Here is a 19054-nt window from a genome sequence, read left to right as displayed (position 1 = left end):
GTGTTAAGCATACCGCCAGCGTTCATCCTGAGCCAGGATCAAACTCTCCGTTTTGTTGTGTTTCGAGTTTGTTATCTGAAAAATTTCTTTTTCAGATTCCTTGCTATAATTTCTTAAGTTTTTGGGAAATCCCAAAACCAATTCATTTGACGAGGATTGGTTGTTTCTAAGCTTTCAAAGTATTCTTTTTTCTCGGTTCGGTTGTTTCGGCTCTCTCGCCTCAACACTTAAACTAGAATAGCGAGTATTTTTAGGTTCGTCAAGGGGGGAATTCAATTTTTTTTCTAAATTGCCAACGTTGTTAAGGCATGGAAAGGCTACAAAGCTTAATAGGCAAGGTTTGTAGCACTTAAAATTTCTAATTTTTTTATTTTATCTATGAATTAGCTGATCTTGCAGTCTGGCTACCATTTCGGCACGGGCTGACACTCCAAGTTTGCGGAACATTCTTTTAAGGGCTTGTTTAACGGAGTTTTGAGTAATCCATAGCTTTTCGGCGATTTCTGCGTTGGTTAGTCCTTGTGCTACTAATTCAGCAATTTGTAGTTCGCGGGGTGTTAAAGGATTGGTTGTGGAGGATTTAAATATGTTGGGGTTTGTTCGTAGGGTGGCGAGTTTGGCTGATAAATGGATGCAAAGGGCGCTGAGGTCGGCTAAGTCGTTGGCGGTAAAAGCTGGTTTTCCTTTGTCGCGGGCGAAGTTGAGTGTGCCGATGAGACGACCATCGCAAATTATCGGCCCGGTCATGACGTGTCCGTGGTCGTGGCGTGGGCAGAAGTCTTTCCAGTCTTCTGGGGTGAGGATCAGTTGTTCATGGGCGGGGGCGTGGCGTTCGACTACATAACGACCTACGGGGTTACTTTCTAGGCAGACGGCGGGGATGCTCTGTGTTTCGGTATCAGGTTTTGATTCACTATCTATTAAATAGATACCCCAATGTTGCACACCAAAATATTCGCCAATTTTATCCATGAGCGTTGGTTGTAATTCTTGCTCATTACGGATGTTGGCGATCGCATGAAATACATCATGTAGAGAAGTAGGCATAAGTGTACCCGTTTGGGGTCTATGCGGGACTCAACAATTACTTCTATGCTAATACCAGCAAAACTAAAAAGCGACTATAACTAATCGCGCTAGGAGAAGCACATGACAGTTACACAACTCTCTGCTCAGGAACTTTTCCGGGCTGCTTATGACAACCGTTACACCTGGGATAAAGATTTTCCTGGGTATTCAGCAGATATTACTTTTAAGGATGACGATAAAGTTATTACTGGTCAAGTTATCGTTAATGCCGAACTCAAGGCGGAAGTTTTGGGTGTAGATGACGAATCGGCTAAGAAAGCTATTCACGGTCAGGCTTGGGAAATTGCGATTCACCGTGTCCGCCGTACCTTTGAAGAAACCCACGGTGCAAACACTTTCCGTTATGGTGCGACTGACGAGAATGGTGCTGTGGAAATTTTGATGGGCGGTAAAGCTGAAGGCGATCGCTATAAAGTCCAAAATAATGTTGTTACTCTCGTTCACCGTCATATTCATGGTGTAGTTGTGACTATTAATACCTTTGGTGTTCACGACACTGGAGAAGGTTATTTATCTCACACTTATGATTCTGTGTATCATGAACCCAAAACTGGGGAACAAAGAGGCGGAGTCAGCAACTTTGTAGATGAGTACGAAAAGGTGGGAAATTATTTCATTCTTAATCGTCGTGAGATTCGTACGGAAACAGCAGGTAAAATTGCTATTCAAGAGTTTGCTTTCTCTAACATTAAATTGTTGACACCTGTTGCTTAAGCTGAGTGCTTGAGATATTAACAAGTGTAATCATATAAATAAAGGGGATACCTAATTGTGGTGTTCCCTTTACTTAATGTAACTATAAATTTGGAATAACCCCCCTGCAAACTTTTCCTTGCGTCGGGGAAAATTTTAAACTATGCACTCTGAGAAGTGTTGCGTGATATTGTTTCTGAACTAGCTTTTATGCGGCTGAGAGTGCTGCGGCGAATGCGATCGCTTTTACGGACACCACCAGCCATTTCATATTCTCGACTGTTATTGCCATATCTAAAGGCGACTCCAATCAACATTTTTTCACAGAGGTCACCTAAAGTTTTTTCTAACTCTTTAATCTCGGTTTTGGATGAATTAATTACGGCTATTGCAGTATTATAAGCATCTATTTTACCACGCAATTGCTCTATGATTTGAGTCATGTTTTGTAAGTTGCGATCTTCCCCAAAATCCATGTTAGGATCAACTGCTTTAAGACCAGAGGATCTTAATTCGGCTTTTTCCAGAATTGGGGATGTACCTTTTTTACGAGACATGAAATGCGCTCCTATTTGCTGGTTACTAGTCTAGCTTGACTTACAAAAACTAAGTTTAGGCTCAGTAAAATTTACAAATATTTGTGATTTATTTAACAAGTTTATTGATTTCTTTTCGTATTAATACTTAAAAAATTCGTGTTGGTCACGAAATTAATTGTGTTGGTCACGAAATTAATTGTGTTGGTCACGAAATTAATTGTGTTGGTCACGAAATCAATTGCGTTGGTCACGAAACTAATTGTGTTGGTCACGAAATTAATTGTGTTGGTCACAAAACTAATTGCGTTGGTCACGAAAATGATTTTTTAAGCGCAGAGGAGTATGGAGGAAAGCGCGGAGGTACGCAGAGGTTTAGTCTATTTTTTTAGCGATGTATAATCATATCGAAATCTGCGTCTCATATAGCTGTAGCGAAATATATTGGGACATCAAGTGTAAGATAAAACCCTGGCAATAAAATTAGGGTGGGTATTGCTTACAGGGATGATGATACTGCTAAGAAATTATTCTTACTAACGGTATAAAGGATGAGAGGGGAACTCAAACACAAGCGTGATGTAGACGTTTTGTCTCTCAATTAACTTTGTTTGCATACATCTTGATGAAAAGGAAGATTGCAAACAATGCTTGAACAGCAACTCTCTGTCGAAAATACAGCCAGATTTGAGCAATTATGGAGTATTACCAAAGAACTCCGCCAAAAACTAGACGCACGTTTTGAGCTACGGCTAAACGAGTCTACCAAAGATTTACAAAATTATTCTGCTCAAGTAGGAGCCGCACACGGTTCGCTGAATACTTTTTCTGGTGCAGAAATTGATTGGCTAGTGCATTCCTGGATGCGGGAACCAATTTCAGGTTTTTGCAATATGCACTTAACAGTTTGGTTAGGTTCACAGATTCGCGTTCCTCATTTGGCTTTTGCTTTTGCTACTGTGCCAAACTTATTCTTTTACATGGATTATGTCAGTCGCAGTGATTTGTTGACTGATTTAGATTATTTAGACCGTTATTATGAACCTGCAAACGAAAGATATTTAACATTTCTCAAGGATGACCGCTTTCAGCAATATCACAGTAAAACTCTTTATATTCGTCAGGTACAATCACAGACAAGCCTTTGTTACACTAGTCAAATTACAGATGAAACAATTGCTACCCTCCGTTCAACAGCTCATGAGATGATGGATCGTTGGTTGGGTTGGATAGATGAAGCGGAACCTGTACCAGAGTCAGAACGTGCTGCATTGGCGCAACGTGATTTAATTGTCCGCCGAGCGATCGCTGAACGTGACCCGGATAATAAAATTGCTGTGAAGCTATTTGGCGAATACATGACAGATAAATTAGTGCGATCGCTTTGGGGTGACAACTGACCTTTACGGGTGACGCTGCTAACGTCGCTACCGCTACGCTAACAGCAGTTGCTACAAATCGGGCAACCCGACGACAGTCGCTTCAAGTCGGCAAAGCCGTCCACAGCGCTGTCTCCCCAACGCACTGCTTTACAACTGACAACTAACAAATGACAAAAACAATCGAAGTTCGTAATCCACGGACGGGAAAATTTGATTATGTGATTATACCGCCACCACCAAGGTTGCTAGCACAGCAATGTAACCGGGCGCGACGGGCGCAATCTCGTTGGCAAGAATTGGGTGTGGAAGGAAGAATCACAGCTTTACAGCAATGGAAGCAAGCCATACTTTCTCGGCGTGAACAGCTAACGGAAGCTTTGGTAAATGATACGGGCAGATTATCTATAACTGTATTAGAAATCGATTCTTTCCTCGCCAGTATTGATCGTTGGTGTGGTTTAGCGCCAGAACTACTACAAGCATCTGCGAAAAATACTAGCATTCCGTTTATTGCGTTACAACAATCGTTGGTTCCTTACCCCCTTGTCGGTGTAATTAGTCCGTGGAATTTTCCTTTGACGCTGTCAATGATTGATACAATTCCGGCATTGCTGGCGGGTTGTGCGGTAGTTGTTAAACCTAGTGAAATAGCCCCCCGGTTTGTTGCACCACTGTTGATGGCATTAAATACAGTTCCTGAGTTGCGAGATATTTTAATTTTTGTAGAAGGAGGCGGGGAAACTGGAGCGAATTTAATTAACTATGTTGATTTTGTATGTTTTACGGGCAGTGTAGCTACAGGAAGAGAAGTAGCAGAAACCGCAGCTAGACGTTTTATTCCAGCTTACTTGGAACTGGGGGGCAAAGATCCGGCGATCGTTTTAGAGTCAGCCAATTTAGAGTTAGCTACCTCAGCTATTTTGTGGGGCGCGGTGGTAAATACAGGACAATCTTGTTTATCTATTGAAAGAATTTATGTAGCTGAATCTAGATTTGAGGAGTTTTATCATCAACTCATAGCTAAAGCCCATCGTCTACAACTAGCTTACCCTTTAGTTGAAGATGGAGCGATCGGCCCCATCATTGCCGAAAGACAAGCCGGAATTATTAACGATCATATTTTAGATGCGGTTGAGAAAGGGGCAGTAATTCACTGCGGTGGTAAAGTCGAAGAATTAGGCGGTGGTTGGTGGTGTCGTCCTACAGTCATGACAAATGTCAATCACTCCATGAAGGTGATGACTGAAGAAACTTTCGGCCCAATTATGCCGGTTATGCCTTTTCCCGACGTGGAAGAAGCCGTATATTTAGCCAACGACACAATTTATGGATTAAGTGCGGCGGTGTTTGCTGGTTCAGAAGATGAAGCTTTAAAAGTTGCTCGACAATTAAATGCAGGTGCTATCAGTATTAATGATGCTGCTCTAACTGCTATGATGCACGAAGGAGAAAAAAACTCTTTTAACTTTTCTGGCCTTGGTGGCTCGCGTGTAGGTGCAGCCGGGTTAAAGCGGTTCTTAAGAAAACAAGCATTTTTGATTAAAACTAACTCTACTAGTGATCCTTGGTGGTTTGATAGGGGAGATTGAATATAGGAATAGTATTTGATTTCTGAAATATATGTAGGGTAGGCAATGCCCACCGTATGATGGTTGTGGTGGGCATTGCCCACCCTACATATACTTAACCGAACTTTATTGAATGCAGTACAGTTGCCCCAAAGGTTAAAATCAAACTAAACTTCTTGTGTTTACGGTACAACCAAAGCTAAATCAAGTGTTATGACCGTAACTGCCTACAAATGGACAATAGAACGCTATCACCGAGCAATAGAAGCAGGCATTTTTGACGACCAGCCTCTGGAATTATTGCGCGGCGACCTGATTGTTATGCCCCCAGAACGAGAACCTCACGCCTACTACAACACAGAAGCCGCAGATTATCTCCGCACATTACTTGGTGAGCGAGTAAAAATCCGTGATGCTAAACCAATTACCTTACCTAACGATTCTGAACCTGCGCCCGATGTTGCTATTGTCAAGCCGTTAGGTGAGATTTACTTAAAACATCACCCTTACCCAGAAGATATTTTCTGGGTAATTGAATTTGCTAATGCCACCCTAAATAAAGACTTAGGTGATAAAAAAGAAATCTACGCTGAGGCTGGTATTAATGAATATTGGGTTGTTGACTTAAAAAATTACCAGTTAAAAGTCTTTCGTGACCTCAAAAACCAGCAATACACAACTGAACTAACCCTCACAACAGGAACTATTTCACCCTTAGCCTTTCCTGATATATCAATACAAGTTGAGCGCCTGATAGGTGTATCAAAAAAACATCAAAAAATATGACTGTTCCAGCAACCTTCATCATATGGGAACATATATAAGTTGTAGCTGACTACCCAGATAGAGGTTGAAAGTGGATACCATCGCCATTCCCGCTCTAAATCGTCCTGTGGATGCCACAGTAGAGATTCCGGGTTCCAAAAGTATCACTAATCGGGCGTTGCTTGTTGCTGCTTTAGCACAAGGCGACTCTACTTTAGAAAATGCCTTATTTAGTGAAGATAGTGAATATTTTGCTAAATGTGTAGAGCAGTTGGGTATTCCCATCACACTCAATCCTCATCTGGCGCAAATCCAAGTTTCAGGTAAGGGGGGGGAAATTCCTGCAAAACAAGCTGATTTGTTTGTGGGTTTAGCTGGTACAGCAGCAAGATTTATCACGGCATTAGTAGCACTTGGTAATGGCGAATATCGCTTAGATGGAGTTCCCCGGATGCGAGAACGTCCAATGGGTGACTTGGTAACGGTGCTACAAAACAGTGGCATAAAGATTAACTTTGAGGGCAACTCTGGTTTTATGCCCTACACTATTTATGGTCAGCAATTTGCAGGTGGACATTTTCGCCTCAAAGCTAACCAAACCAGTCAGCAACTCTCCGCTTTGTTGATGATTGCACCCTACGCCCAACAAGATACAACCATTGAGGTTGAGGGTACATTGGTTTCCCAATCTTATGTAAAAATGACTTGTCGCCTGATGGCTGATTTTGGTGTAGATGTCACCCAAACTGACGACAATCAATTTCATATCAAAGCAAGTCAGCGTTACCAAGCTCGACACTATACTATAGAACCGGATGCCTCAAATGCGTCTTACTTTTTCGCAGCCGCCGCCGTCACTGGTGGAAGAGTGCGGGTAAACCATTTAACTAAACAATCTTGCCAAGGTGATATTTTGTGGCTGAATGTTTTAGAACAGATGGGTTGTCAGGTGCTTGAGGGTGAAGATTACACCGAAGTGATAGGCCCAGAACAATTACAGGGTATCGACGTTGATATGAATGATATGTCGGATTTGGTGCAAACATTAGGAGCGATCGCCCCTTATGCCAACTCACCTGTTATCATCCGTAATGTAGAACATATCCGCTATAAAGAAACCGAACGTATCCGCGCCGTTGTCACCGAATTACGTCGCTTAGGCGTGAAAGTTGAAGAATTTGCTGATGGCATGAAAATTGAACCAACCCCCATCAACCCAGCCGCCATCGAAACCTACCACGATCATAGAATGGCAATGGCTTTTGCAGTTACAGGCTTAAAAACCCCCGGTATTGTGATTCAAGACCCAGGTTGTACAGCCAAAACATTCCCCGACTACTTTACTCGATTCTTTAAAATGATTGGACAATAGTCAGTTGTCAATTGATTTAACAAAAATAGACGCATGGCAAAAAACGACAAAATTAACTTCTCAACTCCTAGCGGCTTTCCTGAATTTCTACCTAGCGAAAAGCGCCTAGAATTATATTTACTAGATACCATCCGTAGAGTTTATGAAAGCTATGGATTTACACCTATTGAAACTCCCGCAGTTGAACGTTTAGAGGTACTACAAGCTAAAGGTAATCAAGGGGATAATATTATTTATGGTATCGACCCAATTCTGCCACCAAACCGCCAAGCAGAAAAAGATAAATCTGGGGAAACAGGTTCAGAAGCCAGAGCTTTAAAATTTGACCAAACTGTGCCTTTAGCAGCTTATATTGCCCGTCACTTAAATGAGTTAACTTTTCCCTTTGCTCGTTATCAAATGGACGTGGTTTTTCGCGGAGAAAGAGCCAAGGATGGACGATTTCGTCAATTTCGCCAATGTGATATCGATGTAGTTGGACGAGAAAAACTCAGCTTGCTCTATGATGCTCAAATGCCGGCAATTATCACCGAAATATTTGAAGCAGTTAATATTGGTGACTTTTTAATTCGTATCAATAATCGAAAAGTTTTAACAGGATTTTTCCAATCTTTAGACATATCAGAAACGCAAATTAAATCTTGTATTGGCATTATCGATAATCTCGAAAAAATCGGTGAAGCTAAAGTTAAATTAGAGTTAGAGAAAGAAGGTATTAACCCAGAACAAACACAGAAAATTATAGATTTTATCAAAATTGATGGTAGCGTCGATGATGTATTAGATAAACTCAAACATCTCTCACAAACCCTGCCAGAATCAGAGCAATTTAATCTAGGTGTCAGCGAATTAGAAACAGTAATTACAGGCGTGCGTAACTTGGGAGTTCCTGACAAACGCTTTTGTATTGATTTAGCGATCGCTCGTGGGCTAAATTACTATACAGGCACAGTTTACGAAACAACGCTGATAGGACACGAAGCTTTAGGGAGCATTTGTTCTGGTGGCAGATATGAAGAGTTGGTCGGCACATTTATAGGTGAGAAAATGCCAGGTGTGGGTATTTCCATCGGCTTAACTCGCTTAATTAGCCGCTTACTGAAAGCAGGGATTCTTAACACCTTACCGCCTACTCCAGCACAGGTAGTGGTAGTAAATATGCAGGATGACCTCATGCCAACTTATTTAAAAGTTTCGCAACAGTTGCGTCAAGCAGGACTGAATGTAATTACAAACTTTGAAAAACGCCAGTTAGGTAAGCAATTTCAAGCAGCAGATAAACAAGGCATTCAATTTTGTGTCATCATCGGTGCTGATGAAGCCGCAGCACAAAAGTCATCCCTCAAAGACTTAAAGTCTGGTGAGCAAGTAGAAGTAGCACTAGCAGATTTACCGGAAGAAGTTAAACGCAGACTAACGTAAATTTTAAATTGCACAGTAGCCTACACTCTACCATAGGCGATCGCATCCCTTAAATTTAGCTGTTGACTGTCTTCAAGATAGATTGTGCTACTTAGAAACAAAATAGCTTAGTAATGATGACACACTACTCAGATAACACTCTAAAAGTCGCTCATCAAGGATTTGAATATTTTACTCAAGGTTTAGCAACGGGAGAATGGCAAAAATTTCTCGATATGCTAACCGAAGATTTTACCTTTTGGTTTCCAATGGGGGAATTTCATGGCTTGAATGTAGGTAAGGAAAGAGCCAAAGAATTTTTTACGTATGTTTCTGAGTCTTTTCATACTGGAATACAAATATCATCCCTAGACCGTGTGACTAGTAATGAAACAACAGTAGTCTTTGAGTTTCGAGATGAGGGACTATTTTTAGGAAAACCTTATAAGAATCGCGTAGCAGTTTCTTTTGATGTGCGTGGCGACAAAATTTGTAGCTATCGAGAGTATTTTGGTAGTGATGGTAAATCTAATTAAGATTTGGTTATTGAAAATTAATTTATTCCCCAATCCCCAACCTTAATTTAATTATTTTGAGCTTGGATTGCTTGTAATTCCTGACATTTTGCCTCTGCGGCTTGATAAGCGTCTAGGTATTCCTGACCACCGAGCATGATATCACCATAATATTCGTAGGGTGCTTCACCATAGATGGGTAATGGGTCATCTTCGGGATAATCTTCTTTTGATTCTTCTATCACCGCTTTGAGTTTTTTCACACTCAAACTTTGTGCAGCAAAATACCAGAGTTCTTCAGGCTTCTTATGCAGATGAGGTAATGTAGGGTCAATAACACTATCCCCTAACTCAATCCAACCATGTTCTTTAGGTTTGTATGGCTTACCAGCAATCAGGAATCCTTGGACGTAAGTGGCTCCCTGGGTTGCTAATGCAGCTTTATAAGCATTATCAAAGGGCTTATTTGCCTTGCTTTTGATGCTTTCAGCAACTTTTAGAGAAAGGGATTCATCCAACACTTTATTCATTGACAGCCCTCATGAGAGCGTCGAGTACAATAATAAATATACACTAATCCCCAATCTTCACATTGATATGTAAAATGGTCAGCGTATCTTGTGCTATGCAGGCGTTAGCGTAGCTTACCGTAGGTATCGCTCATGACCATCACTAAACGTATACTGCCAAAATGGGGACTTTTTGTCAAAAAGCCCAACCTTTCCCAAAAATTAATGCTGATTGGGTTAGCCATCACCCTATTTTTCATCTTCTTGGCATTCTTCGCGCCTGTATTCCAAAGTTGGGGATGGATACAAAACCCTAGAGAGTTTCTGGCTAACACTCCTCAAGAAGCACCATCAGCCAAACATTGGTTCGGCACAACTCTTTTAGGACATGATGTTTTTTCTCGCACTTTATTTGGCGCACAAGCAGCGTTGCAAGTGGTGATTTTAGCCACGGCGCTGAGTATGATAGTTGGCGTGCCGTTGGGGATGGTGAGTGGCTACCTTGGCGGTAGGTTAGACAAGGCGTTACTGTTTCTCATGGACAGTATCTACACCTTACCGGGACTGCTACTATCGGTAACTCTGGCGTTTGTAGTAGGCAGAGGAATCTTAAATGCAGCGATCGCTATTAGTATCGCATACATTCCTCAATACTACCGCGTTGTACGTAACCACACCGTCAGCGTCAAAACGGAAGTATTCATCGAAGCAGCGCAAGCAATGGGTGCTTCTACTTGGATTGTGCTTTCTCGTTATCTGTTTTTCAATGTCATTCAAAGCGTACCCGTACTTTTCACCCTCAACGCCGCCGATGCAATTTTGGTACTAGGCGGTTTGGGTTTTTTAGGGCTAGGATTACCGGAAGAAGTACCAGAATGGGGGCATGATTTAAAACAAGCTCTAGAAGCACTCCCCACTGGGATTTGGTGGACTACACTATTTCCCGGTTTAGCAATGACATTCATGGTAGTAGGGTTATCACTACTTGGAGAGGGGTTAAATGAATTTGTCAATCCTCGATTACGAGGAGAAAATCGGAAATAGTCATTGGTCAATAGTCATTAGATTATGGACAATTGTACAGACGCGATTAATCGCGTCTCTGACAACAATTTCTTATTAATTACTGAGAGATTAAAGTGAAAGATAACATTTCGTTGATAGCTGCTGCTGCTGGTGGATTTATGCTTTCTGTGGCGTTGGCGGGAATTTTGAGAGGTGCGCCCGTCATGGCTTGGCAAGATAAATCGAGTTTTAGTGCCAGTGTGGTTACAAGTTCAAGAGTTACAAGCAAAAAAACTGAGAACTTAGAATTTTTTGGCCCAGAAATCCCAAAAAGCTAATATGCTTTTGTGAAATACCCCAAATGGGTAATTATCGTCAGCTTAGTCAAAGCTGATGATTTCTGCTGTGGTGGTTTGGTGTGAGGAATTGAACGTGGGGAATTCTCAAGTAATTGGGATTGATTTGGGGGGAACAGCAATTAAACTGGGGCGATTTAGGGAAGATGGGACTTGTTCACAATCTTTGACTGTGGCGACTCCCCAACCAGCAACCCCAGAAGCGGTTTTTCTGGTAATGGTGGATGCGATCGCGCAAATTGACCCAGATAATGAAACTATAGCTATTGGTGTGGGTACTCCTGGCCCGGCTGATGCACAAGGACGCATTGCCCAAATTGCTATTAACTTACCCCAATGGGAAAATGTGCCTTTGGCTGATTGGTTAGAAGCGAAAACTAACAAGCCGACGGTAATTGAAAATGATGCCAACTGTGCAGGAATTGCTGAGGCGTGGTTAGGAGCCGGTCGCCACTACCAAAATTTTATAATGCTAACTTTGGGGACTGGTGTTGGTGGCGCAATTTTTTTAGGTGGCAAATTATTTGTCGGACATCGTGGCGCGGCTGGGGAACTGGGATTAATTACACTCCAACCAGATGGCCCCATGTGTAAAAGCGGCAACCCAGGTTCTTTAGAGCAGTACACTTCCATTAAAGCTATTCGTCGCCTGACTGGTAAAGAACCTGCGGAATTAGGTATGCTAGCTCAAGCTGGAGATATAGAAGCCTTACAATTTTGGCAAGAATACGGACAAAATTTAGGTATAGGTTTAACGAGTTTAATTTATGTTCTCACACCACAGGCGATCGTGCTTGGCGGTGGTGTCAGTGCTAGCCATGAGTTTTTCTTACCAACTCTCAAAGCCGAAATCGAAAAGCGGGTTATGTCCACATCTCGCGCAGGGTTACAAATCTTGCCAGCAGAGTTAGGTAACTCAGCCGGGATGGTAGGTGCAGCAAGATTAGCTTGGGAAAAGTTTGGTAATTGGTAATTCAAGACCATTGACCATTGACTATTGACTATTGACTATTGACTATTGACTATTGACTATTGACTAAGAAAAAGAATGCCCTGTGGTTTTTTGGACGTATTGCAAAACCTTTTTATAAGAATCTGGATTACTTACGGGGTTGATGATGATGGGAATAGTACCATCTGGTAGCCAAAAAGTTATTCTGCCGTTGGTTTCTTGACAAAAGGAACTAATGCAATTGAGATTAATTACATATTCATTTCTTTCATAAATGATTTTTACCCAATAGGCATTTTCTACTGCCACGGTAGTCACTTGTTCTAGATATTCTAGGATTTTGTGATAGTCTTCTAAGTCGGTTTGGGGGTTGATTATAATCGGAATGGCACAGTCAGGTAACCAAAATGTTACCCTGCCGTTCTTTTCATAACAAAAAGCGTTTACACGGTCAAAATTGATTACATATTCTTTCTTCTCATATATAAGTTTCACCCAGTACGCCACAACAGCTCCTCAAGTCCGAAATTCATGAATGATGCTTACCCTGTATGTTATGCAATCTGTTGACGTTCTAAGTTAATTTACTCGGATTTCTCTGGAAAATCCCAAAATTTTATTTTCTGGTAGGGGATAGGGAACAGGATTGATCAGCTTTTAGTGTAATAATTTCACAATTGGCTTATATGTAATAAATTACACTATAGTTCAGGTAAATGTCTTTCCCCTACACCCTGACACCCCTATACCCCAGACCATTGAATTTTTAGGACACTTTCACTGGTGTCTGGAAATTAGCGGTAGGATGACTTTGAGCGATCGCAGCTTGGACAAAGCCTGTAAACAAAGGATGGGGCGTGTTAGGCCGCGATTGAAATTCTGGGTGGAACTGGCAAGAGATAAAGAATGGATGTTGTGGATATTCCACAATTTCCACTAGGCGGCCATCAGGAGATGTGCCACTAATTACATAGCCAGAATCTAATAACAGTTGACGATAATCATTGTTGAACTCATAGCGATGACGATGGCGTTCTTGAATGATTTCTGCTTGGTAAAGCTTAGACGCTAAAGTATTGGGAAGAATATGGCAAGGATACACGCCTAAGCGCATGGTTCCACCTAAATCCACCACATCTTGCTGTTCTGGTAACAGGTTAATTACAGGATATTTGGTGGATGAATCAAATTCTGCACTATTAGCACCAACTAACCCGCCAACATTTCTCGCCCATTCAATGACAGAACATTGCATTCCTAAGCATAAACCTAAGAAAGGAATCTGGCGATCGCGTGCGTATTTAATGGCGGCAATTTTGCCATCTACCCCACGCGTACCAAAACCCCCTGGTACAACGATGCCATCTACACCTGCAAGGTAGGTTTCTGGTGATTGGGTTTCCAAATCTTCAGAATTTATCCACCGCAATTGTAAATCTCCTTGAGTAGCAATTGCGGCATGGCGTAACGCCTCTACCACCGATAAATACGCATCGCCCAAGCTGACATATTTACCAACAATGGCAATTTCTACCGTGTGTTTAGGACTATATAATCCTTGTACCATCGCCTGCCATTTCTCCAGGTTTGGTTGGCGTTGTTCCATTTGTAACAACTTGAGTGTTTGTTCTGCCAGTCCTTCCCCTTCCAGAATGAGCGGGACTTCGTAAATACTTCTGGCATCTTGAGAAGTGATGACGCATTCAACGGGAACATCACAGAATTCTGACAATTTCTGTTTTAATCCTCTAGGTATGGGGCGATCGCTCCGACATACTAGAATATCTGGTTGAATACCAATGGATCTCAGTTCCTTAACAGAATGCTGTGTAGGTTTAGTCTTCATCTCCCCCGCCGAAGCAATATAAGGCATGAGGGTAACGTGCATATACAACACATTTTGCCGTCCCACCTGTTTGCGTAGCTGGCGAATAGCTTCTAAAAACGGTAGCGATTCAATATCACCCACCGTCCCACCAATTTCGGTAATGACTACAGAGGGATTTGTTTCTTTAGCAACTGACAAAATCCGTTCTTTAATTTCATTGGTAATATGAGGAATTACCTGTACTGTGCCACCATTGTAGTCACCGCGACGCTCACGCATGATTACCGCTTGGTAAATCGAACCAGTGGTAACACTATTGAGGCGTGACATCGAAGTATCGGTGAAGCGTTCGTAATGTCCCAAATCTAAATCTGTTTCTGCGCCATCTTGGGTAACGAAAACTTCACCGTGTTGAAAGGGACTCATTGTACCCGGATCAATATTAATATAGGGGTCGAGTTTTAAAATCGACACCGAATAATCTCGTGATTTGAGTAAACGGCCTAGACTTGCTGCTACAATGCCTTTGCCAATACTGGAAACAACACCTCCAGTAACAAAGATAAACTTAGTCATAGTAGTTTGAATTTTTATCAACTGCTAACGATACCTTCCAAAATCCATCTCGTCATTGTGCCACAGTCACATAGTGAATACTTCTGTGATACTGCTGTGAAAAAAGTTCTCATCCCAGTAATATTAAGCTGCGTTGTCACCTCCTCCGTTGCTTTGTCTTCCTCACCTCTCAAAGTTGTTTATCCGCCGACAAACCACCAGACTAGTGCAGAAAAAATCTTTTTTATTGGTACAGCACCACCAAACGGCCAAGTTCTCGTTAATGGTAAGCCAATTAATCGCAGTCGGTCTGGCCATTTTGCCCCAAGTTTTCCCTTACAGTTAGGAGAGAATATCTTTACAGTACGCCACCAAAATCAAGAGCTTCAGATTAAGGTGACAAGGCTGAGTAATCAACCAGAGCTACCACAGGGTTTAGCTTTTGCTAAAGGTTCTCTCACACCAACTGCCGACATTGCCAGACTACCCGGAGAACTAATTTGTTTTAGCGCTATTGCACCTCCTAACGCCAGTGTCTCTGTGAAACTGGGTAATCAAACTGTGGCACTTTTACCTCAACCACAACAAGCAATACTACCAAGTAATTTGGCTGCGCTCACTGGACAAAATCAACCCACTACCCAGTCTATCCCAGGAAAGTATGAGGGTTGCACAACAGTATCAGTTGCAACAGATTTGGAACAACCTCAATACCAACTGACACTTAATGGTAAGACGATAACTCAACCAAGTGCTGGCAAAATTACAATTCTCTCACCCACGCAGTTACCTGTAGCTGAGGTGGTAGCAGACGCAGGAGTTGCCCGGACTGGCCCTAGTACCGATTTTTCTCGACTTACACCACTGCCTAAGGGAACGCGAGCCACTGTCACAGGTAAAGAAGGTGAATGGTTTCGCCTAGACTATGGTGCTTGGATTAATAGTCAGGAAACCCGCATTCTTCCAGGAAGCGTTCCGCCACGGACTGTTATACGTAGTGTCGGATATCGAAGACTTCCAGGTACAACAGAAATGCTTTTCCCTCTTCAAACCCCTGTACCTGTGAGTGTGCAACAAGGAGAAAAAACTTTCACCCTGACACTCTACAACACCACTGCCCAAACAGATATTATTCGCCTTGATGATGACCCTCTAATTTCTCGTCTAGATTGGCAGCAAACAACATCAGGAGAGGTAAAATACACCTTCAACCTGAAAAAAGCTCAACAGTGGGGATATAAGCTGAGATACGACGGTACAACCCTGGTGTTAGCTTTACGCCATGCGCCTGTTATCAGGCAGAATAGGCAAAAGCCCTTATCTGGTATCAAGATTCTACTCGATCCTGGTCATGGTGGTAAAGAATCTGGCGCAACTGGGCCGACTGGATATTTAGAAAAGGACGTAAATCTGGCAGTATCTAAGTTATTGCGTGATGAATTGCTCAAATTAGGGGCAAATGTAGTGATGACTAGGGATGATGATCGGGATGTGTCTTTGCCAGAGCGTCAAGCAATTATCAATCGAGAAGAACCAGCGATCGCCCTTTCCGTCCATTACAACGCTCTCCCCGATTCTGGCGATGCGGAAAACACTAAGGGAGTTGGTACTTTTTGGTACAATACTCAAGCCCATGACCTAGCTGTGTTTATGCACAATTATCTCGTAAATAAACTCCGTAGACCATCCTACGGTGTGTTTTGGAATAACCTCGCCCTGACGCGCCCAGCCGCCGCCCCTTCAGTCTTATTAGAGTTAGGTTTTATGAGTAATCCCGATGAATTTGAGTGGGTGACAAATCCCCAAGAGCAGAAGAAGTTAGCTAAGGTTTTGGCTGAGGGTGTAACTGAGTGGTTTAGTAAAAACAAGTAATTTTTTATACATTAATTAAGCACTGAGAGCGATCGCTGTTAACCTCCAGTGCTTGATTAATGTATTATTATGATTACAAAAAACTGTGGTTAATTTTCAATAATAAAATATTGACTATTTTTATCTGAATAAATTTAAATTCATAAATCATTTAATCAGTTAATGGTATTTACGGCAAACGTGATTTATTATACAATCTTCGCAAAATAAAAAGTCCATCACACGATTACATAAATGTGGCTGACTTGGTATTCAACTATTAAAAAAATAGTATCCAAGTCTTGAAAATAAAGTTAATAGATGACTTTTAGACTTTAAAAACGTAATTAAAAGCGAAACACAACATGACCCAAAATGCCGGTAGTCCAGATAGAAAAAAGTTTAACTTTACTAAATGGGGCTTTATTATAGGGACTCCAATCGCTGTTGCTGGCACTATTGCTACTGTAGTCACAGTGCCAGAGTTTCGGTGTTCTGTAGGACTAAAATCAGAAGCTTGTGTAGTTCCCAGAGTAGGGGTAGAACTCATTACACAAAAAGAAACAGGGGAAGCTTTAGACGCAGTAAAAATTCAATTTATATCTCAAGGAGCGCCTGAAGTTCAATGGACTGATAATAATGGTTATGCAAAAGTTTTAATTCCTAGTAAGGGTGACGTTATTGTCAACTTGAGTAAAAAAAATTACCCAACTCAAAACTTGACGATTAACCTAGAAAACGAACAAAGCAAAACCAGAATTATCAAATTTCAAGAATCGGGTGTACCAGAGGTTAAAGCACTTGCGTCTGTTCCTCCAACTACATCTGTTTCTAACTTCCCCCAAACAACTTCTGCACCTCCAGTCTCTGCAAACACAACTAATGGTTCACCTGATGACGCAAGTAAAAATCTGGAAACTTTAGTAAAAACCAAAAAATGCCCAAAGTGTTATCTGGTTGGTGTTGACTTGGGTGGTACAAACCTAGAACGGGCTGATTTGACAGGTGCGAATCTCAGAGGCGCTCGTGGTTGTCCCCGTCTCAATGGAGCCAATCTCAGTAATGCAGACCTGCGTGGTTTTAGTCATATTTGTGGAAGTTTTGACTTGCAAGGAGCTAGCTTACGTAATGCTAATCTCAAGGGCGCGTATTTAAAATACGCCAACTTGCGTGGTGCTGATTTGACTGGGACTAACTTATCTGATGTCAACCTAGATGGTGCAGACTTGGCTGGGGCTATTTTGCCAGATGATGCCAAATCTCCTAATTAAAAAGCTGTTTCTCAAAAACTATAGTAAATTAAGTCCCAAATTCGGTGAATTGGCGTACATAAGGTTCATGAAATGCCAAAACAATATCTTGTTTTGGCACTCCCATTTCCACCAATCGATTAGCAATTCCTTCCTCGGTACCATCATGCTGAATCCAAATTTTTCCGTCCTTAATATCCAGATGTAAAATACAGCCAAAATCGCGTTTATTGTCCCGCCAGCCGACATAAAGTAATTGATAGTGGTCTTGTTGTTCGTCGAAAATTGTTTGTACCTCATACTCTTGGGCATTTCGTTGTCTTGTAGCTCGCTTTTGTCGCTCGGAAAGGAGATATTCAATATATTGCCGATATTGTTCTATAGCCATTGACGAATCACCTCTTCTTCTACATCGTAAATGATCAATCGCAATTGATATTTGACAACTGCTGAGGCAATAAATTTTCGTTGAAAAAAACTTTTATAAATCGGAACACGTACCGCTAAATAGAGTTGGCGTTCTGGTTCAATTTTATCTAAAGCATCTCGATAATTTAAAAACTGTCCCAAGGCAGTATGAAATTCTGAAACATTCGATGGACTAATAAAACTTTTAATCTCCACCGCTATTTTTCTGCCTGCTTGCTCTGCTGCTAATAGTTGCTCTGCTGCCAAATCGATTTCAAAATCTACATCATCCACATTAATTTCGTAAGGATCAGCTGTAACTTTCCAACCGTCCTTCTCTAAAGCATTCCTGACAATATGATGAAATCTATCCTTTGCCATAAAATTTCACCATGCTAAGTGTAAGTAAAATTTTATAGTAATAAAATAACAGAACATCTAGGGGAATTTCTGAAATAATTGATAAAAAATGGAGTCGGTTTTCATGAGGTGAAATTACTTGTTCAATCACGTTGCCAACCGTGTAAAATTGGCATGGCAAATAGTCCCCATGCCAAACCTGTAATTAATCCAAATGGTGTAACTAAGTAATTATTAAAATCCCATAAATCAAAAATTTGGGCTGCTAATTCCACAGGATAAGCCATCATGAATACACTTGCTAAAGCCGCACCATTCCAACCATATTGACTGAGCCAGTAAATACCTTTGCCACCAGTCGCAGCATATAGCAACCTGGTAATTAATAAACCTGTGACTGTGCCATAACAGCGCATACAAACAGCCATGATAAATGGGGGTGCTAAATCTAAGCCCATTTCTGGTTGCGGACACACATGATTACCCATGAAATAAATAATGTCCGCAATACCCCCAAGCAACCATACTCCAGACGCAGCCAAAAAGGGAGCGATGGGAGGGCCAAATACCATACCCACCAGCATAAAGTCAGCAATGAAACTGACCCAGTTAATTTGCAACTCTTTAGTTAAAGCTACTCTTACCATTTCCTTTGGGTG

20 protein-coding genes are annotated in these 19054 nt (G+C 41.6%); 12 read left to right on the top strand and 8 right to left on the bottom strand.

Translation table 11 applies throughout. The features are described 5' to 3' along the window. Window positions 1–372: 372 nt before the first annotated feature. Window positions 373–1047, bottom strand: coding sequence for a LuxR C-terminal-related transcriptional regulator (locus ACM5QX_RS23790; RefSeq protein WP_011319039.1), 675 nt, complete (start codon window positions 1045–1047; stop codon window positions 373–375). Window positions 1048–1149: 102 nt separating this feature from the next. Here ACM5QX_RS23790 and ACM5QX_RS23785 point away from each other — a divergent pair, with 102 nt between their 5' ends. Continuing rightward, the gene (locus ACM5QX_RS23785; protein ID WP_414755797.1) at window positions 1150–1803 is read left to right on the top strand and encodes a DUF3386 domain-containing protein; all 654 of its coding nucleotides are present in this window, start codon (window positions 1150–1152) and stop codon (window positions 1801–1803) included. A 140-nt stretch (window positions 1804–1943) separates the two neighbouring features. Here ACM5QX_RS23785 and ACM5QX_RS23780 read toward each other — a convergent pair whose 3' ends face one another. Next, on the bottom strand, window positions 1944–2339 hold the full coding sequence (locus ACM5QX_RS23780; protein ID WP_011319041.1) for a hypothetical protein: 396 nt from the start codon (window positions 2337–2339) through the stop codon (window positions 1944–1946). Window positions 2340–2965: 626 nt separating this feature from the next. Between ACM5QX_RS23780 and ACM5QX_RS23775 the strand changes: the two genes are divergently transcribed. From ACM5QX_RS23775 to ACM5QX_RS23750, 6 genes are all read left to right on the top strand, one after another. Continuing rightward, window positions 2966–3718 (top strand): red chlorophyll catabolite reductase, encoded by a 753-nt coding sequence (locus ACM5QX_RS23775; RefSeq protein ID WP_414755796.1) that lies wholly within the window; start codon window positions 2966–2968, stop codon window positions 3716–3718. 149 nt (window positions 3719–3867) lie between these two features. Beyond that, window positions 3868–5289 (top strand): aldehyde dehydrogenase family protein, encoded by a 1422-nt coding sequence (locus tag ACM5QX_RS23770; protein WP_414755795.1) that lies wholly within the window; start codon window positions 3868–3870, stop codon window positions 5287–5289. 192 nt (window positions 5290–5481) lie between these two features. Further along, window positions 5482–6054 (top strand): Uma2 family endonuclease, encoded by a 573-nt coding sequence (locus tag ACM5QX_RS23765; RefSeq protein WP_414755794.1) that lies wholly within the window; start codon window positions 5482–5484, stop codon window positions 6052–6054. 70 nt (window positions 6055–6124) lie between these two features. After that, the gene (gene aroA, locus ACM5QX_RS23760) at window positions 6125–7405 is read left to right on the top strand and encodes a 3-phosphoshikimate 1-carboxyvinyltransferase (protein ID WP_414755793.1); all 1281 of its coding nucleotides are present in this window, start codon (window positions 6125–6127) and stop codon (window positions 7403–7405) included. A 33-nt stretch (window positions 7406–7438) separates the two neighbouring features. Then, entirely contained in the window at window positions 7439–8827 is a 1389-nt protein-coding gene (gene hisS, locus ACM5QX_RS23755; RefSeq protein WP_414755792.1) for a histidine--tRNA ligase, read from the top strand. A 116-nt stretch (window positions 8828–8943) separates the two neighbouring features. Beyond that, window positions 8944–9342 carry a nuclear transport factor 2 family protein gene (locus ACM5QX_RS23750; RefSeq protein WP_414755799.1) on the top strand — a complete coding sequence of 133 codons (399 nt, stop codon included), beginning with the start codon at window positions 8944–8946 and terminating at the stop codon, window positions 9340–9342. A 47-nt stretch (window positions 9343–9389) separates the two neighbouring features. On the opposite strand, the gene ACM5QX_RS23745 is transcribed toward ACM5QX_RS23750, so the two are convergent. Beyond that, window positions 9390–9851 carry a hypothetical protein gene (locus ACM5QX_RS23745; protein WP_414755791.1) on the bottom strand — a complete coding sequence of 154 codons (462 nt, stop codon included), beginning with the start codon at window positions 9849–9851 and terminating at the stop codon, window positions 9390–9392. 132 nt (window positions 9852–9983) lie between these two features. Between ACM5QX_RS23745 and ACM5QX_RS23740 the strand changes: the two genes are divergently transcribed. From ACM5QX_RS23740 to ACM5QX_RS23730, 3 genes are all read left to right on the top strand, one after another. Next, the gene (locus ACM5QX_RS23740; RefSeq protein WP_414755790.1) at window positions 9984–10874 is read left to right on the top strand and encodes an ABC transporter permease; all 891 of its coding nucleotides are present in this window, start codon (window positions 9984–9986) and stop codon (window positions 10872–10874) included. A 95-nt stretch (window positions 10875–10969) separates the two neighbouring features. Next, window positions 10970–11173: a hypothetical protein gene (locus ACM5QX_RS23735; protein ID WP_414755789.1), complete on the top strand. Its 204-nt coding sequence runs from the start codon at window positions 10970–10972 to the stop codon at window positions 11171–11173. Window positions 11174–11228: 55 nt separating this feature from the next. Next, window positions 11229–12164, top strand: a complete 936-nt coding sequence (locus tag ACM5QX_RS23730; RefSeq protein WP_414755788.1) for an ROK family protein — start codon at window positions 11229–11231, stop codon at window positions 12162–12164. 63 nt (window positions 12165–12227) lie between these two features. Here ACM5QX_RS23730 and ACM5QX_RS23725 read toward each other — a convergent pair whose 3' ends face one another. Both ACM5QX_RS23725 and ACM5QX_RS23720 read right to left on the bottom strand, forming a co-directional pair. Continuing rightward, window positions 12228–12650: a hypothetical protein gene (locus tag ACM5QX_RS23725; RefSeq protein ID WP_414755787.1), complete on the bottom strand. Its 423-nt coding sequence runs from the start codon at window positions 12648–12650 to the stop codon at window positions 12228–12230. A 259-nt stretch (window positions 12651–12909) separates the two neighbouring features. After that, on the bottom strand, window positions 12910–14547 hold the full coding sequence (locus tag ACM5QX_RS23720) for a CTP synthase (RefSeq protein WP_414755786.1): 1638 nt from the start codon (window positions 14545–14547) through the stop codon (window positions 12910–12912). A gap of 96 nt (window positions 14548–14643) precedes the next feature. On the opposite strand from ACM5QX_RS23720, the gene ACM5QX_RS23715 reads away from it, so the two are divergent. Further along, window positions 14644–16398, top strand: a complete 1755-nt coding sequence (locus ACM5QX_RS23715; protein WP_414755798.1) for an N-acetylmuramoyl-L-alanine amidase — start codon at window positions 14644–14646, stop codon at window positions 16396–16398. Between the two features lie 344 nt (window positions 16399–16742). Then, window positions 16743–17648 carry a pentapeptide repeat-containing protein gene (locus ACM5QX_RS23710; protein WP_414755785.1) on the top strand — a complete coding sequence of 302 codons (906 nt, stop codon included), beginning with the start codon at window positions 16743–16745 and terminating at the stop codon, window positions 17646–17648. Window positions 17649–17676: 28 nt separating this feature from the next. Here ACM5QX_RS23710 and ACM5QX_RS23705 read toward each other — a convergent pair whose 3' ends face one another. The 3 genes from ACM5QX_RS23705 to ACM5QX_RS23695 all read right to left on the bottom strand — a co-directional run bounded on the left by ACM5QX_RS23705 (window position 17677) and on the right by ACM5QX_RS23695 (window position 19042). Continuing rightward, window positions 17677–18015 (bottom strand): XisI protein, encoded by a 339-nt coding sequence (locus tag ACM5QX_RS23705; RefSeq protein ID WP_414755784.1) that lies wholly within the window; start codon window positions 18013–18015, stop codon window positions 17677–17679. Further along, window positions 18006–18416 (bottom strand): XisH family protein, encoded by a 411-nt coding sequence (locus ACM5QX_RS23700; protein WP_414755783.1) that lies wholly within the window; start codon window positions 18414–18416, stop codon window positions 18006–18008. Before ACM5QX_RS23700 ends, ACM5QX_RS23705 begins: the two co-directional genes overlap by 10 nt. A 122-nt stretch (window positions 18417–18538) precedes the next feature. Continuing rightward, entirely contained in the window at window positions 18539–19042 is a 504-nt protein-coding gene (locus ACM5QX_RS23695; RefSeq protein ID WP_414755782.1) for a DUF2085 domain-containing protein, read from the bottom strand. Window positions 19043–19054: the final 12 nt, after the last annotated feature.

Source organism: Anabaena sp. CCY 9910 (genome assembly GCF_963920875.1).
In the GTDB taxonomy this organism is placed as follows: Bacteria; Cyanobacteriota; Cyanobacteriia; order Cyanobacteriales; family Nostocaceae; genus Trichormus; species Trichormus variabilis.
The sequence above is the reverse complement of the archived record's forward strand: the minus strand, read 5'-3'. Positions and strand labels throughout refer to the sequence as shown.

Excerpts from the sequence above, each read along its gene's own strand:
- ACM5QX_RS23785 (WP_414755797.1), top strand. The coding sequence starts at position 1,150 with ATGACAGTTACACAACTCTCTGCTCAGGAACTTTTCCGGGCTGCTTAT.
- ACM5QX_RS23790 (WP_011319039.1), bottom strand. The coding sequence starts at position 1,047 with ATGCCTACTTCTCTACATGATGTATTTCATGCGATCGCCAACATCCGT.
- ACM5QX_RS23745 (WP_414755791.1), bottom strand. The coding sequence starts at position 9,851 with ATGAATAAAGTGTTGGATGAATCCCTTTCTCTAAAAGTTGCTGAAAGC.
- ACM5QX_RS23705 (WP_414755784.1), bottom strand. The coding sequence starts at position 18,015 with ATGGCTATAGAACAATATCGGCAATATATTGAATATCTCCTTTCCGAG.
- ACM5QX_RS23730 (WP_414755788.1), top strand. The coding sequence starts at position 11,229 with ATGATTTCTGCTGTGGTGGTTTGGTGTGAGGAATTGAACGTGGGGAAT.
- ACM5QX_RS23750 (WP_414755799.1), top strand. The coding sequence starts at position 8,944 with ATGACACACTACTCAGATAACACTCTAAAAGTCGCTCATCAAGGATTT.
- ACM5QX_RS23720 (WP_414755786.1), bottom strand. The coding sequence starts at position 14,547 with ATGACTAAGTTTATCTTTGTTACTGGAGGTGTTGTTTCCAGTATTGGC.
- ACM5QX_RS23695 (WP_414755782.1), bottom strand. The coding sequence starts at position 19,042 with ATGGTAAGAGTAGCTTTAACTAAAGAGTTGCAAATTAACTGGGTCAGT.
- ACM5QX_RS23740 (WP_414755790.1), top strand. The coding sequence starts at position 9,984 with ATGACCATCACTAAACGTATACTGCCAAAATGGGGACTTTTTGTCAAA.
- ACM5QX_RS23710 (WP_414755785.1), top strand. The coding sequence starts at position 16,743 with ATGACCCAAAATGCCGGTAGTCCAGATAGAAAAAAGTTTAACTTTACT.
- ACM5QX_RS23770 (WP_414755795.1), top strand. The coding sequence starts at position 3,868 with ATGACAAAAACAATCGAAGTTCGTAATCCACGGACGGGAAAATTTGAT.
- ACM5QX_RS23780 (WP_011319041.1), bottom strand. The coding sequence starts at position 2,339 with ATGTCTCGTAAAAAAGGTACATCCCCAATTCTGGAAAAAGCCGAATTA.
- ACM5QX_RS23765 (WP_414755794.1), top strand. The coding sequence starts at position 5,482 with ATGACCGTAACTGCCTACAAATGGACAATAGAACGCTATCACCGAGCA.
- ACM5QX_RS23700 (WP_414755783.1), bottom strand. The coding sequence starts at position 18,416 with ATGGCAAAGGATAGATTTCATCATATTGTCAGGAATGCTTTAGAGAAG.
- ACM5QX_RS23775 (WP_414755796.1), top strand. The coding sequence starts at position 2,966 with ATGCTTGAACAGCAACTCTCTGTCGAAAATACAGCCAGATTTGAGCAA.
- hisS (WP_414755792.1), top strand. The coding sequence starts at position 7,439 with ATGGCAAAAAACGACAAAATTAACTTCTCAACTCCTAGCGGCTTTCCT.